15 protein-coding genes are annotated in these 13,389 nt (G+C 67.2%); 8 read left to right on the forward strand and 7 right to left on the reverse strand.

Annotated elements, in window-relative coordinates; translation table 11 throughout:
- Positions 1–66: 66 nt before the first annotated feature.
- The 4 genes from HDC34_RS03750 (at position 67) to deoC (ending at position 3,159) form a co-directional block, all read left to right on the forward strand.
- The gene (locus tag HDC34_RS03750) at positions 67–699 is read left to right on the forward strand and encodes a YitT family protein (RefSeq protein WP_179555915.1); all 633 of its coding nucleotides are present in this window, start codon (positions 67–69) and stop codon (positions 697–699) included.
- Positions 700–1,401: 702 nt separating this feature from the next.
- On the forward strand, positions 1,402–2,007 hold the full coding sequence (locus HDC34_RS03755) for a GNAT family N-acetyltransferase (RefSeq protein ID WP_179555916.1): 606 nt from the start codon (positions 1,402–1,404) through the stop codon (positions 2,005–2,007).
- A 34-nt stretch (positions 2,008–2,041) separates the two neighbouring features.
- On the forward strand, positions 2,042–2,467 hold the full coding sequence (locus tag HDC34_RS03760; RefSeq protein WP_104251527.1) for an organic hydroperoxide resistance protein: 426 nt from the start codon (positions 2,042–2,044) through the stop codon (positions 2,465–2,467).
- Positions 2,467–3,159 (forward strand): deoxyribose-phosphate aldolase, encoded by a 693-nt coding sequence (deoC, locus tag HDC34_RS03765; protein ID WP_179555917.1) that lies wholly within the window; start codon positions 2,467–2,469, stop codon positions 3,157–3,159. The genes HDC34_RS03760 and deoC overlap by 1 nt, the downstream gene beginning before the upstream one ends.
- Positions 3,160–3,544: 385 nt before the next feature.
- Here deoC and HDC34_RS03770 read toward each other — a convergent pair whose 3' ends face one another.
- The 4 genes from HDC34_RS03770 to HDC34_RS03785 all read right to left on the reverse strand — a co-directional run bounded on the left by HDC34_RS03770 (position 3,545) and on the right by HDC34_RS03785 (position 6,822).
- On the reverse strand, positions 3,545–3,922 hold the full coding sequence (locus HDC34_RS03770; protein WP_179555918.1) for a hypothetical protein: 378 nt from the start codon (positions 3,920–3,922) through the stop codon (positions 3,545–3,547).
- Positions 3,922–4,977, reverse strand: a complete 1,056-nt coding sequence (locus HDC34_RS03775) for a DUF2599 domain-containing protein (protein ID WP_179555919.1) — start codon at positions 4,975–4,977, stop codon at positions 3,922–3,924. Before HDC34_RS03775 ends, HDC34_RS03770 begins: the two co-directional genes overlap by 1 nt.
- A gap of 151 nt (positions 4,978–5,128) precedes the next feature.
- Positions 5,129–5,764 carry a GntR family transcriptional regulator gene (locus HDC34_RS03780; protein WP_179555920.1) on the reverse strand — a complete coding sequence of 212 codons (636 nt, stop codon included), beginning with the start codon at positions 5,762–5,764 and terminating at the stop codon, positions 5,129–5,131.
- Positions 5,761–6,822 (reverse strand): cation diffusion facilitator family transporter, encoded by a 1,062-nt coding sequence (locus tag HDC34_RS03785; RefSeq protein WP_179555921.1) that lies wholly within the window; start codon positions 6,820–6,822, stop codon positions 5,761–5,763. The genes HDC34_RS03780 and HDC34_RS03785 overlap by 4 nt, the downstream gene beginning before the upstream one ends.
- Before the next feature lie 87 nt (positions 6,823–6,909).
- Between HDC34_RS03785 and HDC34_RS03790 the strand changes: the two genes are divergently transcribed.
- On the forward strand, positions 6,910–7,245 hold the full coding sequence (locus tag HDC34_RS03790) for a chorismate mutase (protein WP_104251534.1): 336 nt from the start codon (positions 6,910–6,912) through the stop codon (positions 7,243–7,245).
- A 27-nt stretch (positions 7,246–7,272) separates the two neighbouring features.
- Here the strand turns inward: HDC34_RS03790 and HDC34_RS03795 are convergent, their stop codons facing one another.
- Positions 7,273–8,460 (reverse strand): MalY/PatB family protein, encoded by a 1,188-nt coding sequence (locus HDC34_RS03795; protein WP_179555922.1) that lies wholly within the window; start codon positions 8,458–8,460, stop codon positions 7,273–7,275.
- A 99-nt stretch (positions 8,461–8,559) separates the two neighbouring features.
- Here HDC34_RS03795 and HDC34_RS03800 point away from each other — a divergent pair, with 99 nt between their 5' ends.
- Complete coding sequence (locus tag HDC34_RS03800) at positions 8,560–9,861, forward strand: PLP-dependent transferase (protein ID WP_308807259.1); 1,302 nt, start codon at positions 8,560–8,562, stop codon at positions 9,859–9,861.
- A 199-nt stretch (positions 9,862–10,060) separates the two neighbouring features.
- On the opposite strand, the gene HDC34_RS03805 is transcribed toward HDC34_RS03800, so the two are convergent.
- Together HDC34_RS03805 and HDC34_RS03810 are read right to left on the reverse strand one after the other, a co-directional pair.
- Positions 10,061–11,593, reverse strand: coding sequence for an HNH endonuclease signature motif containing protein (locus tag HDC34_RS03805; RefSeq protein WP_179555923.1), 1,533 nt, complete (start codon positions 11,591–11,593; stop codon positions 10,061–10,063).
- 214 nt (positions 11,594–11,807) lie between these two features.
- Complete coding sequence (locus HDC34_RS03810) at positions 11,808–12,347, reverse strand: CGNR zinc finger domain-containing protein (protein ID WP_179555924.1); 540 nt, start codon at positions 12,345–12,347, stop codon at positions 11,808–11,810.
- 26 nt (positions 12,348–12,373) lie between these two features.
- Here HDC34_RS03810 and HDC34_RS03815 point away from each other — a divergent pair, with 26 nt between their 5' ends.
- Together HDC34_RS03815 and HDC34_RS03820 are read left to right on the forward strand one after the other, a co-directional pair.
- Positions 12,374–12,691: a hypothetical protein gene (locus HDC34_RS03815; protein WP_179555925.1), complete on the forward strand. Its 318-nt coding sequence runs from the start codon at positions 12,374–12,376 to the stop codon at positions 12,689–12,691.
- A 105-nt stretch (positions 12,692–12,796) separates the two neighbouring features.
- Positions 12,797–13,264 carry a hypothetical protein gene (locus tag HDC34_RS03820; RefSeq protein WP_179555926.1) on the forward strand — a complete coding sequence of 156 codons (468 nt, stop codon included), beginning with the start codon at positions 12,797–12,799 and terminating at the stop codon, positions 13,262–13,264.
- Positions 13,265–13,389: the final 125 nt, after the last annotated feature.

Here is a 13,389-nt window from a genome sequence, read left to right on the forward strand (position 1 = left end):
GGGCAGAATGCTCAACCCCAGCATCTTGTCTTGCGCAGACTACCTTCGGGGGGTGAAGCTTCGCGCATGACCGAAGCAGCTGTCCGTGCGCCTGAACTCGTCGAGCCCCCGCGGCACCGAGCCATCGACGACATCGCCGGCCTCGCGGTCGGTGCCCTCGTCATCTCCTTCGGGTTGTTCCTGCTCAAAGCCGGTGGGCTCGTCACGGGAGGTACTGCAGGCCTCTCGCTGCTCCTTGGCTACGTGCTGCCCATCCCCTTCGGCGTCATCTTCGTCGTCGTCAACCTGCCGTTCTTCGCGCTCGCCGCGAGGGGAAAGGGGTGGCGGTTCGTCGCGCGGAGTCTCGTCTCCATCATGCTCGTCTCGCTGCTCACCTCACTGCACGCCTCCGCGGTCGGCCCGCTGGAGCTGCACCCCGTCTACGCGGCGGTCCTCGGCAACGTGCTCTGCGGGGTCGGGTTGCTGATCCTCTTCCGGCACAACTCGAGCCTCGGCGGCTTCACGGTGGTCGCGCTCGTCGTGCAAGAACGGTTCGGCTTCCGCGCTGGGTACGTGCTGCTCGCCCTCGACCTGTGTGTCGTGCTCGCATCGTTCACGGTCCTCGCGCCCGTCCTGGTGCTGGTCTCTGCGCTGGGTGCCGGAGTCCTGAGCAGCATCATCATGCTGAACCACCGCCCGGGGCGCTATCGAGCGTCCTGACATTCGACGTCGGTTGATGACGGTCCCGGCATCTCTGCAGTGCAGAAGGGCGGCGAACCCGGTGGGTTCGCCGCCCTTGGACTCCCACAAGGCAGAAACGCATGCGCGCGATTGCCTGGTGAAAGTAGTGATGGGCACCAACCTCCCCCGAAGTTGGTGCCCATCGTCCCCTGCCGCGGTCGCCGTGGCGAGTGATGCAGTTGGGCGTCGTCCCCCGATGACGCCCACCCCGATGTCGATTGGGGCCCGCAATTCCTCAAACCGGGCGTTACACGCCGGCGCGGGGAGTATTTGGTTGCTCTCTGTTCCGTTGTTGATCTTGAGCCGAGACTCGAGATCGGGGGAGGTGATGTCGGTACTTCCAAACCCTGCTTCGCTTTCGCGGAGCGGCTCGGATTGAGCTTGTCTCGCTCATCACTGGAAGGAAACTAACACGACATGTGGCCGCAAATGCACTCCTTGGGGGTCCGAATAGGCGCATTTAGTCCATGGATATCGTCCGCGTGCCGTCTGGTCGGTCGGGGTCACGGAATCCGTCCCTGACCAGGGGAGTTCTGGAAATGGCAGCTGGACCGATCCACGCAGGCCAGGGGCGCTATCGCCGCGCCCCGGGGCTCTGATATCTGCCCCGCACGCCCAGTTGCGGAGGCCGATCTGTCGAACCATCGTGGGCGCGGCGGCTGTGTCGTGTTCTATGGACCTATGCAGCTTGATCCCCAGAAGTCGCTCAGCGGTCGCCACGTCGTGCTCCACCCTGCTGACCGTGCGGGGTGGGCGGAGCTCGGCGATGTCCTGTGCGTGCCAGAGGTGTTCGCGTCCGGATGGGGTGGTGGGCCTGCTGGGCTTCCAGCTCGCGCGGACTGGGTCGAGTGGGTCGCGGACTACACGCCCGGGCCACTCCTCGGCTGCACGTACATCATCCGCGCGGAGGGTGGGCCCCACCATGGCCGTGCGGTCGGGACCACCTCGATCGGACGTGTCGACCTCGCCAGCCAAGCGGCGGAGATCGGATGGACCGCGTACGATCCGGCCGTCTGGGGCAGCGTCGTGAATCCCGCGACCAAGCTCGTCCTGCTTGACCACCTTTTCGAGGTCGGGTTCGGGCGCGTGGCGTTCAGTGCGGACAACCGCAACGAACGCTCGCAGGCTGCACTCGCGAAGCTCGGCGCGACTCGGGAAGGCGTGCTGCGCCGGCACCGCCCTCGTGCAGATGGGAGTTGGCGAGACACGGTTCGCTTCTCGATCATCGAGTCGGAGTGGCCAGACGTTCGTCAGGGCCTTCTGGCGCGCGTCGAGTGCGAGGACTGAGCGTTTCCTTCACGAGTCGTGGTTCCATGGACTCATGACGACTCCTGTGTACACCGCAATTGCCCACGCTTCCGGTGGTGGCCGCGACGGCCACGTGCGTTCGGAAGACGACCGCATCGACCTCGACACGCGTCCCCCCAAGGAGATGGGCGGCAGCGGCGAGGGCACCAATCCAGAGCAGCTCTTCGCGGCCGGCTACTCGGCCTGCTTCCTCGGCGCGTTCCACGCGGCGGGCAAGCAGCTCGAGAAGGACACGAAGGATGCGGCGGTCTCGACCTCCGTGGGGATCGGGAAGCGCGAGCCCACGGGCTTCGAGCTCTCGGTCGTCCACGACGTGTACGCGCCGAACCTCTCCGCCGAGGAGACCGCCGAGGTCGCTCGCGTCGCGCACGAGGACATCTGCCCGTACTCGCACGCCACTCGCGGCAACGTCGACGTGCAGATCAACGTCGTCAGCTGATGACCGAGCTCAACGGACAGACGAACCCTGCCGACCAGGTCACGAGGGCCGAGCTGGCCAGCATCGTGGACCATACGCTCCTGAAGACGGACGCGACGCCAGACCAGGTCGTCGCTCTCCTCGACGAGGCCAAGGCGCTCAAGGCGTTCTCGATCTGCGTCTCACCCAACATGCTGCCCGTGCAGGGTGAAGCCGGAGACGTGAAGATCGCGACCGTCATCGGTTTCCCCTCCGGGAAGCACCACTCGGCGATCAAGGCTGCAGAAGCCGCGAGAGCTGTCGCGGATGGGGCTGACGAGCTCGACATGGTGATCGACATCGGCATGCTCAAGGCGGGCCGCGCCGACCTCGTGCAGGCCGACGTCGCTGCAGTGCGCGTGGCGGCGCCGCACGCCCTGCTCAAGGTCATCATCGAGTCCGCGGCCCTCACGGACGACGAGATCGTCGCGGCGTGCGAAGCCTCCGAGGCTGCCGGTGCCGACTACGTGAAGACGTCGACGGGGTTCTCGGCGGCCGGAGGAGCATCCACCCACGCCGTCGCGCTCATGAGGAAGACGGTCGGCGAGCGGCTCGGCGTGAAGGCGTCTGGCGGAATCCGCTCGACGGCTGACGCGCTTGCCATGGTCGAGGCGGGTGCGTCGCGGCTCGGGCTGTCCGGTACGGCAGCCGTTCTCGACGGCCTGCCCGCCTAGGCACTCGCTTGCGCGCGAAACGCGCGTCGCCCCTTCGGGCGACGCGCGTTCCGCATGTGTGGCGCTCATTCTGCGACGTGCAGGCGACGAAGCCTCGAGGTCACGGAGCGGTGGCGCTGATCGCCTCCGGATCTTCCATCCCCGACTGGAGCGCGTTCTCGAGGACGAAGGTCACGAATTCCTTGTCTTCGACGGGCACGCCCTCAGACCACCGCAGAGGAAGATCCCTCGCACGAGTTCGTCTTCCGGCTGCTTCGCCGCGGCAGCTAAACCGAAGTGTGAGATCAGTGATTCATTGGCGACCCCCGCTGCTTGTCGCTGCTAGGTGCCGTGGTCCGCGAGGAGCCCTGGATCGGTGATCGACCCAGGGCTTCTCGCGGTGCCCCTACTCGGAGGTCCCTGCGTTCCGGAGCATGTACTCGACGTACTCCTTATCCTCTGAGGGAACATCTTGCTTCCAGCGAATGATGAAGATGTCGCGAATCTGCACGTCATCCTCACTTCGGGCTGCGTCCGCGTCCTCTTTCGAAGAGAACTTGAAGGCATCCGCCTGGTCTGAGCTGAAAGCCTCCACACACGCGCCTGCACCTTCACAGGCCTGCGCTGTCACGTCCTCCTGTGACGTCAGGATCGTCGCGGCTTCTGTATCCCAAACCCCCGCGAGCGTCACGTCGTCCCGCAGGTAATCGCAAGCAGTCAGGAGAACTCCGGGCACAACCAGCAGAACTGCACACGACATCCACTTCAACGCCTGGTGCTTCACTAGGGATTTCCGTTGGAGTAGTTCCAGTTGCACTTGTGTCGGAACACCTCGTGCCAGTTCTCCTTGGGGAGCGACGGGCGATACGGCTCCAGGTCCCAAGTTGGGTTCGTCAGCACATCGATGCCGTAGACCGCGTGGCAGTAATACTGCTGCCGGGTCGAGTGGTTGATGTTGTATCGACCAGGCGACCTGTTCGCGAACTCATTCCATCCGTCGGCCATGATGATCGACAAGCCGATGTTCGGGGCCTGGGGCGTGTTCACCGCCCCCATGCGGATCGCGCGATTCCAGCCGGATGGCTTCAGGACGTGCACGCCGTTGATCCATCTGACGTAGTCGAACAGGTTGGTGCCCCAGAACGGGTCGGCGACGACTGGGTACTGGAAATCGCCGGCCAGATGCTCCACGACCTGAACGACCGTGGTCCCGGTCACTTCGTAGTGCGTCGGAACTTCGACGCCGTTCGCGTCCTTGGCCCAGGCCGGCGCCACTCCGCCGAGCAGCGAGCCGTCGGCAGCACGCAAGAAGAGCGCACCATCGTCGGACTCCTGAATGTAGGAGAGACCCTCTGCGTCGAATTCGTAGGGGATCTCCTCGGTCATCGTCCCGTCCGCAATGGTGGAGACCACCTGCACCGAGCCGTCTTCCTTGACCACCGCGGTGGAGCTGATGCCACTCGCGTGATCCGCGAAGAGCGTCCCTTGGTTCGTGATGTCGGCTGGCGTCTCTGCCCCCGTCGCCTGCACGAGGGACATCGTGACGGCGCTGCCGTCGGCTGGATCCACCTCGATGGAGCTCGAGCTGGCTTCCAAGGAGACGGTCATTCGCTCCGTCTGGTCGCCTCCGGGGTCGATCTCCGCAGTCGCTTCGGAGTCGCTGGCGACGATGTCCTCATGGAGGCTGTCGAAGACCTCCGGCGTGACCTCCTCGATGGCCTCCTGCGACTCCGCTTCGCTCGGTGTCTCCCCTGCCTGGTCTGCCTGTGCTGGTGCGGCGCTCATGATGGCGATGCCCATGAGTCCGGCCAGCGCGGCGGCTGCAACTTTTCGTTTCATGTTCCCCCCGGTTCGGTTCGAAAGTGCTACCTATGAGTAGCGCGGTCGACAGTACAGGGGGTGGGGCAGAAATTGGTACGGTCCATGACTACGCACGAGAATGCCGTGGCGTCCTCGGGTCCGCGTGCTGCCGGACTCGAGTACGGGCGCTTCAGGCGCGGGTCAGATGATGGTGCACCGCCGCGTGGATGCCCTCGATGTCGCCCCGCTCCGTGAGTTCGACGAGAGCTTCGTGGTGTGTGCTGAAGTCGCCGTGGGACGGATGCGCGCCGACGCCGTGCGACGAGCAGATCAGCGACTCGGTGGCGATCGTCGCGTACGCGCGGGAGAGTCGTGAGTTGCCGGCGCTGTCCACGAAGCGGCTGTGGAACTCGTAGTCGAGGCGCAGCGAACGCGCCTCCTGGTTCGCTCGGATGGCGGCGCTGAGTTCGGCGGCAATCGAGAACAGTGCGGCTGCGATGCGTGCGCGCTCGCCCGCTGGCTTGGCGGCGATCACGGCTGCCGCGGCGCATTCGAGCACCTCGCGGGCCGCGAAGATCTCCGCTGCGTCATCGTCGGTCAGCTCGCGGACGAACACCCCGCGGTTGCGTCTGCTCTCGAGGAGGCCCTCCTGCACGAGTCGCTGCAGGGCTTCGCGGACCGGTCCCCTGGACACCTGGAAGTCGCCGGCGAGGCGCGCCTCGTTCATCTGAGCGCCGGGCGCGTAGCTGCCATCGACGACGCGTTCGCGGAGATGCTCGGCGATGATCGCCGAGGTCGGCTGACTCTGCAGGCCTGTGGATGTCATGAGTGCAGCTGCCCCGAGTGCGCCTCGTGCCCGACGTGGGCGGCCGGTTCCACCTGGAACGTGCTGTGGCTCGTCTCGAAGTGCTCTTTCAAGCACGCGTCGAGTTCGCAGAGCACTGCGTCGAGCCCCCGCTCGTCGAGGGCCTCTGGTGCGACGACGACGTGGGCCGAGAACATGGGGACCCCGGAGGTGATGGTCCACGCGTGGACGTCGTGCACATCCACGACCCCCGGAACGGAGCGGAGGTGCTCGCGGGTGGCATCGAGGTCGACGTTCTTCGGCGTCGCCTCCATGAGCACGTCGACGACTTCGCGGAGGAGGCTGATCGCCCTGGGGAAGATGAGGATGGCGATGAGGATGGATGCGATCTGGTCGGCGACCATCCACCCCGTCACCCAGATGACGATGGCGGCGATGATGACGGCGACGGACCCCAGCAGGTCGCCGAGCACCTCGAGGTACGCGCCGCGCACGTTGAGGCTCTCCTTCTGTCCAGAGCGAAGCACCAGCAGGGACACGAGGTTCGCGAGGGCGCCGATGACGGCGGCGGCCAGCATGATGCCTGACTCGATCTCGACCTCCTGTCCGAATCGTCGGATCGCCTCGATGAAGATCGTCACGGCGATGACGCCGAGGATGAGGCCGTTGGTGAGGGCGGCGAGCACCTCGGCGCGCTGGAAGCCGAAGGTCCGGCGTGAGGATGCGGGCAGTGTCGCGACGTAGCTCGCGAGCAGCGCGACGGTGACGCCGGCCGCATCGGTCAGCATGTGTCCGGCGTCGGCGAGCAGGGAGAGCGAGTTCGAGGCGAAGGCGCCGACCACCTGCACGAGGAACACGCTTGCGGTGATCGCGAGCACGATGACGAGCTTCTTGCGGTGCTTGCCCGTCGCTGTGGTGTGGTCGCCAAGGCCGTGGCTGTGACCGTGCCCGTCGTCGCCCTCGGGTGCGCGGTCGACGCACGGATGCGCGGGGCTGAACGCCTCGCCGCCCGCGTGGTCGTGCTCGGACGGGTGCTCGCCGTGGTGGCTGGCGTCGTCTGGCTCGTGGGGGAGGGGCATGTGCCCAAGGTAGTCCGACTGTCGATTGTTGACAATCACCAGCTCGATGACTTCTCGTCGGTTCGTGACCCCCGCTAGGCTCGTCCCATGCCTTCTTCGACCGACGCCCCCACTCACGCAGAGCACGCGGCGGATGACGCGGCACTGCGTCGCCTGACCTCGATCCGGGGAAGCATCGACAACATCGACGCCGCGCTGGTGCACATGCTCGCGGAGCGCTTCAAGTTCACCACCCTCGTCGGTGAGCTGAAGGCTGAATACGGCCTCCCGCCCGCGGACCCCGACCGGGAGCGTCGTCAGATCCTCCGATTGCGTCAGCTCGCGGAGGAGTCGCACCTGGACCCCGAGTTCGCGGAGACCTTCATCAACTTCATCATCGCCGAGGTGATCCGCCACCACGAGCGCATCGCCGAGCAGGGCTAGCGGTCGAGGGGTCGCTCGCGCCGGCTCCTAGCGAGCGGCGAGCGCATCCGCCATGCGCTGGATGATCTCCTCCAGCACCGGCTTGGGGGTCGCGAAGACGATGCGCACGTACTGCTCGAAGCCGGCCCCGCAGGAGGCGCCCGCCGTGAGGGTGACGCCGGCGTTGTCGAGGAAGAACTTCGCAGGCGGGCCCTCGATGCCGAGCGCTGACACGTCGAGCCAAGCGACGTAGGTCGACTCGGGCACGATGGTGCGCACGCCGGGGAGGTGCTCAGCGATGAGCGCGAAGAGGAGCTCTCGGTTCTCGATGAGCGCCCCGTTGACGTCGTCGAGCCACTCGTCGCTGCTGCTGTACGCGGCTTCGGCCGCGAAGGCGCCGAGGATCGAGGACCCCCAGACGACGCCGAAGCCGAACGTTCGGTAGTGCTCGAGGTCGTCGTCGTTCGTGAAGATGATCTGGGCGGATTTGAGGCCGGCGACGTTCCAGGCCTTCGAGGCGGCCGTCGACGTCACGGAGTGACGCGCGGCTTCGGCGGAGATGGATGCGTAGGGGATGTGTGGCGGCCCGTCGAGGGTGAGGGGCGCCCAGATCTCGTCGGCGAAGACGCGGCCGCCGCCGCGTTCGACGATGTCGGCCAGGCGGAGCAGCTCCTCGCGCGTGTAGATCGCGCCGGTCGGGTTGTGCGGGTTGACGAGGACGACGTTCGCAGGCCCGTTCGCGAAGGCGCGCTCGATGCCGTCGAAGTCGAGCGTCCACCGGGCGCCCTCGATCACGCCGGGCACTTCGATGGTCTCGCGCCCCTGCAGCGCCTCGGTCACGAGGAACGGCATGTAGGCGGGCGTCGGCACGATGATGGGGGAGCCCGGCGCGGTGAAGTGGCGCACGAACACGTCGAAGGCGCCCATGACGTCGGCGATGTGGTGGATGCGCTCGGGTTCGACCGCCCACCCGTAGCGTCGTTCGAAGTAGGCGGATGCCGCGGCCGTGGTCCGCGCCCAGGTCGGCGGGGCGAGGTAGCCGAGCTCGTCCTTGGCGACGGCGCCGAGGATCGCCTCGCGCACGTTCGGGGCCGTCCCGAAGTCCATCTCGGCGACCCACGCGCCGATCGTGCCCTCGTTGAGGCTCCACTTGCGACTGTCGGGGCGGTCGAGCTCGTCGCGGGTGATCGCGTCGAAGCGCGAGGTGGACTCGGTCTTGCTGGTGGGCGAGGGCATGGGGGAAGCGTAGCCACGTGAACGCTCGGGGCCCTCCGCGTATTTCCAAAGGTTTCGCCGCGGCTCCAAAAGCCGACGCGACTTCCGTACGTTGACCGTGTGGCCATTGAAGAGCGAAACGAACAGACCTTTGCGACCAGGCAGATCCACGCCGGCGCAGTCGTCGACAGCGACGTCGGCGCGCGTGTGACCCCGATCTACCAGAGCGCGGGGTACGTCTTCCCGTCGTACGACGAGGCAGAGGCGCGCTTCTCCGGTGAGAGCGTCGGGCGGGCGTACTCGCGCGGCGACAATCCGACGAACGTCGTCGCTGGCAAGCGCATCGCGAACCTCGAAGGTGGGCGCAACGGGCTCGTCGTCTCGAGCGGGCAGGCGGCCATCGCGATGACGCTCTTCTCGCTCGCCGCATCCGGTGACCACATCCTCTCCACGGCCAGCCTGTACGGCGGCACGCGCCAGCTCTTCGACGGCAGCCTCACGCGGCAGGGCCTGAACTTCGAGTTCCTCACGGCCGAGGCGACCGAAGAGGACTGGCTCGCCCGGGTGCGTCCGGAGACGCGCGCCGTCTACACCGAGTCGATCCCCAACCCCAAGAACGACGTCGTCGACCTCGAGCTCCTCGGCCGTGTCGCGGCGAAGGCTGGCGTTCCGCTCATCGTCGACAACACGGTCGCGACGCCCTACCTGTGTCGGCCCATCGAGTGGGGCGCGGACATCGTCATCCACTCGACGTCGAAGTGGCTCTCGGGCCACGGCTCCGTCATCGGGGGCGTCATCGTCGACGCCGGCAAGTTCGACTGGGCGGCGAACGCAGAACGGTTCCCTCACTTCACGAAGGGCTCCTTCGAGGGGGCGCCGTCGTTCATCGAGCGCTACGGCGCCGACACGTTCATGAGCTACGTGAAGTCGGTGACGGTGCTCGACTACGGCCCCACGGTGCCGCCCACGAGCACGTTCCTGCTGCTGCACGGCATCGAAACGCTGTCGCTGCGCATGGAGCGGCACGTCGAGAACGCGCAGCGCGTCGCGGAGTGGCTCGAGGCGCGTCCCGAGGTGGCATCCGTCGACTATTCCGGTCTGCCCTCGAACGCCTACTACGAACTCGCGCAGAAGTACCTGCCCGACGGTGCTGGATCGGTGGTCTCCTTCGACCTGCCGGGCGGGCCGGAAGCAGCGCGGAAGTTCGTGGAGGCCCTCGAGCTGGTCAGCCACATGACGCACATCGGCGACGTGCGGACGCTGGCGCTGCACATGCAGTCGACGATCTTCAAGCGCTCTTCGCAGGAGCAGCGCGACGAGGCTGGGGTGACGCCAGGGCTCATCCGCCTGTCGATCGGCATCGAGGGGATCGACGACATCCTCGCCGACCTCGAGCGGGGACTCGAGGCGACCAGGGTTTAACCGGGCGCGGCGTTGGGTCTGCGCTTGTGGGCCTGGGCTCGTGGGCCTGCGCTTGTGAGCCCACGCTCGTGGGCCTGCGGGGCGGTCTGCTCGTGGTGGGCAGCGGCTTCATCCTGGTGCCTCTCGTCATCGGCGGTTACGGATTTTTCGGGCACGCGCGCGAACGCCGCGAGGGAGATCCCGGCGTCGAACGGCGCGACTAAAACGGCGGCGCCTTGGGTGGTTGCTGGCGTGGCGGTGTTGGTGGCGCGGGCGGTGTTGGTGGCTCCGGGGTGTTGTCGACCGGGTCGCCGCGGCTGGTCGCGCCTGCGCGCGGGAGCTCGTCGCTTGGTCTGAAGATCACGCCGTAGGGTTCGGGCCGGTCGATGTAGATCTTCCCGCTGGGTGTGGTCCATTCGAGGACGCCGCCGCCGAGTTGTCGGACTTTCCAGGCGGTGTGGTGTTTCACGATGTGGTGTGCGAGGCAGAAGTCGCTGAGGTTCCAGACGGCGGTCTCGCCGCGGTATTGGTGGTCTTTGGTGTGGTCGAGTTCGCATCTGGCTGCGGGTTGTCGGCAGCCGATGAAGCGGCAGTGGATGTCGCGGGCTTGGAGGAACGCCCGCATCGCCGCGGTGGGCTTGTACGAGTCGACGGCCTGCACTGCGCCCGTCACGGGGTGCGTGAGCACGCGGATGAAGGCTGGGGTGGTGGCGGCGAGGCGTTTCGCCTCCTCGAGCGGCATGGGGGACATGCCATCGAGCAGCGCCGGGGCAAGGCCCGTGCTGCCTGGGCCGCCGGTGTTGGGCCCGGCCAGCATCGTCGTCGCGGGGATGCTGATGTGCGCGATGGCTTGGATGCCCTTCGCGAGGCTCGCCGCCATGGGGTCGCTCGTGAGGAGCATGTCCGCGATGACGTCGGACATGACCTGATCGAGGGTGCGTTCGTCGGGCGCGAGGGCCGTGCTGTCTTCACCGCTCGCCGCGTTCGACGGGTTCGCGTTCGCGTCGGCTGCTGCGCCCGCTCCGGTTGCCGCCTGCGCGCCGGGCTTGGGGCGGGCCTTGATGATCGCCTTCCCCTGCTTCCGTGCCCGGTCCAGGACCGCGTTCGCGACGAACGAGCTCATCAGCACGCGGAGCACGCTCATGCCGTCGCCGAGATCCTCGACCGTCGCGCGGCGGCGCTTCTTCGCTCGCTCGTAGCGCTCGTCGATGGACTCCCCGGTGAGCTCCTCCGCGACCCGCTCGGCCGCCTTCAGCAACGCTCTCGGCGGCAACGGCTCCACCCGCACCCGCTCCAGCATGACCTGCAGAAACTCCGCGCGCCGCAGCGCCTGCTCGGCGGGGTCCGCATGGTTCACCTTCAACCCGACACTCGCGAGCGTGGTGACCTGCGCGGGAGTCGCCAGGTTTTTCTCGAGCGCGAGCGCCAGTGCCGGGAACTCCCGCAACGTGACTGACGCGGACGCGAGGTGCCCCTGCGCGGTGCCAGCGGCGAGCTTAACGAGCAACCCCACCTCGTTCGCGATCGACCTCACGTGCATCGCCGACTCCGCGCATCCCTCAGCAACATCGAGTGCGTGCCCGAACTCGTACGCCGCCGCGTGCGCCCGCAACTGCAGTGCGGTGCCAGCCGCCAGCATCGCCGCAGCCGCCTCCTCCAGAGCCAGAACCTCCGACCGCCGGGCCGCGACCGACGCCGGATCCGAGGGGTCGAACCCCAGGTCCGAAACGTGGTCATCGCGGTGCTGCTGCATGCCCCCAACGCTACGGAGTACCACCGACATTCTGCGGGGTTGGGGATAACTTGTCCGACCGGGCGACGACGGCCACGGGGGTCCTTCTGTCCGATTCACTCGCTTTGGATGCAGCTAGAACCACGCATATCCGTAGATAGGTACGAACCGGGCGGTCTCTATCCGGTGAACGCAAATTAACGCGGCCTGTCAGTAAAGTTCCTCAGCATGTGCTTCACGCCCCCGCCGCGCGGGCCCGGTGCCGGCGAACGGCGGCCCGGTTCGCGCATCGCACCGAGCAGTACCGCTGGCGCCCGTTGCGGGTCGTGTCGACGACCACGTTCCTGCACTCGTCGCCGGCGTCCAAGCCGGCCGCGCACCTGCTCAGGCGGTGCATCCCGCGGGTGGTGAGGTGCAGTGCCGTGCCCACGGTGATCACCGCCAGCAGGATCTCGGGCAGCGACATGTCCCAGTCCCGGTAGTGGAGGTGCCATCCCTCGTTGTCGTGGTTCGTGAGGCGAGGGTAGGCGGTCGCGGATGCCATGAGGGTGTTCAGCACGTCAGCGCGCTGCTCGTCGGTGGGCGCGTCAACGACCCTGAGCCAGTCGTCGACCACCGCGCGTGTGCGCGTGTGGTCTTCGGCCTCGGGCGGGAACGGCATCGTCATGCCGTGTTCGCGAGTTCGGGCGAGCAGGGCAGGGCGGTCCGCTGGCCAGTCGTTGGCGAGGGATGCGGCGAGTTCGACCGCGTATTCACCGTAAGGGTTGAGATGCATAAGGCTATTACACCAGGCTCTAGGGTATGAAGAAGCTGACCCCCGCAGGCGACTCCGCAACACGCCCCATCCGGCTCCCGAACTCGGCCCGCCGCGCTCACCAGGACTCCCGCCTTCACCAGGACTCCCGCCTTCACCAGGACTCCCGCGCATCCGCAACGGGCTGCGTCGAGCATGGCTGGACGACGGCATCGCGCCACTCGACCTCGCTCGGCACGGTGATCTACAGCGAATGTGCAACCTGCGGGGCGCACCGGGCCGAGCTGCTCGAAGCGCGCGCCCTCTTCCCTGCACCCATCTCGCACGCGATCGCGAGCGCCCCAGTGCGGTCCGATCGTGCGTGAGTGCGCGCGCACGCGGTCCGGCCGCCCCGCATCCATCTTCGGGATGACCAAGTTCACCACTTCGGATGACGCGTTCGACCCGGTCCAACGCCTAGGTTCGATGACGTGCACCCCCGTCGAGCCGTCGCCTTCGCCGCCCTCAGCGTGCTCGCCGCGACATCGCTCTCGGCGTGCGCGACGCCCGAGCCCGTGCGGCTGCTCGACCACCTCTCGGTGAACGAGCTCTCGGCCACGATGGAGATCGACGAGCTGCTCCCCGACGACGCATCCGCGTTTGTGCTCGGCTGCCCGTACAGCAACGTGGACACGCTGGCCGCGGAATCCGGCATCGACCGCAACCTGTTCCGCATCGGCGACCGCCACCTGCCCGGGCTCAACACCGACGGCCCGATCGCCCTGCTGCCGGTCATCGACGGCAAGGTGCGTCCGGGGGTGTCCTACAACACGCAAGACGTGTCCATGTGCGGGACGCACGACACGACGGTCGTCGAGCGAGGCTCCACCCTCACGTTCGCTCAAGACGGCTACGGGCAGTGGTTCGCTGTCTCCGTGCAGTCAGGCAAGCAGGTCTGAGGCGCCGTTGCTCCGGCCGGACGCGGTGAGGTCCCCGATCCCGCCCTCGGCGTCCGGCCAGCACATGGTGATGAGGTGTCCTGCGTGCGCGGTTCCCGGTGAGGGGTGCTGGGCTGAGGTGTGAC

The organism is Pseudoclavibacter sp. JAI123 (assembly GCF_013409665.1).
Classification (GTDB): domain Bacteria; phylum Actinomycetota; class Actinomycetes; order Actinomycetales; family Microbacteriaceae; genus Pseudoclavibacter.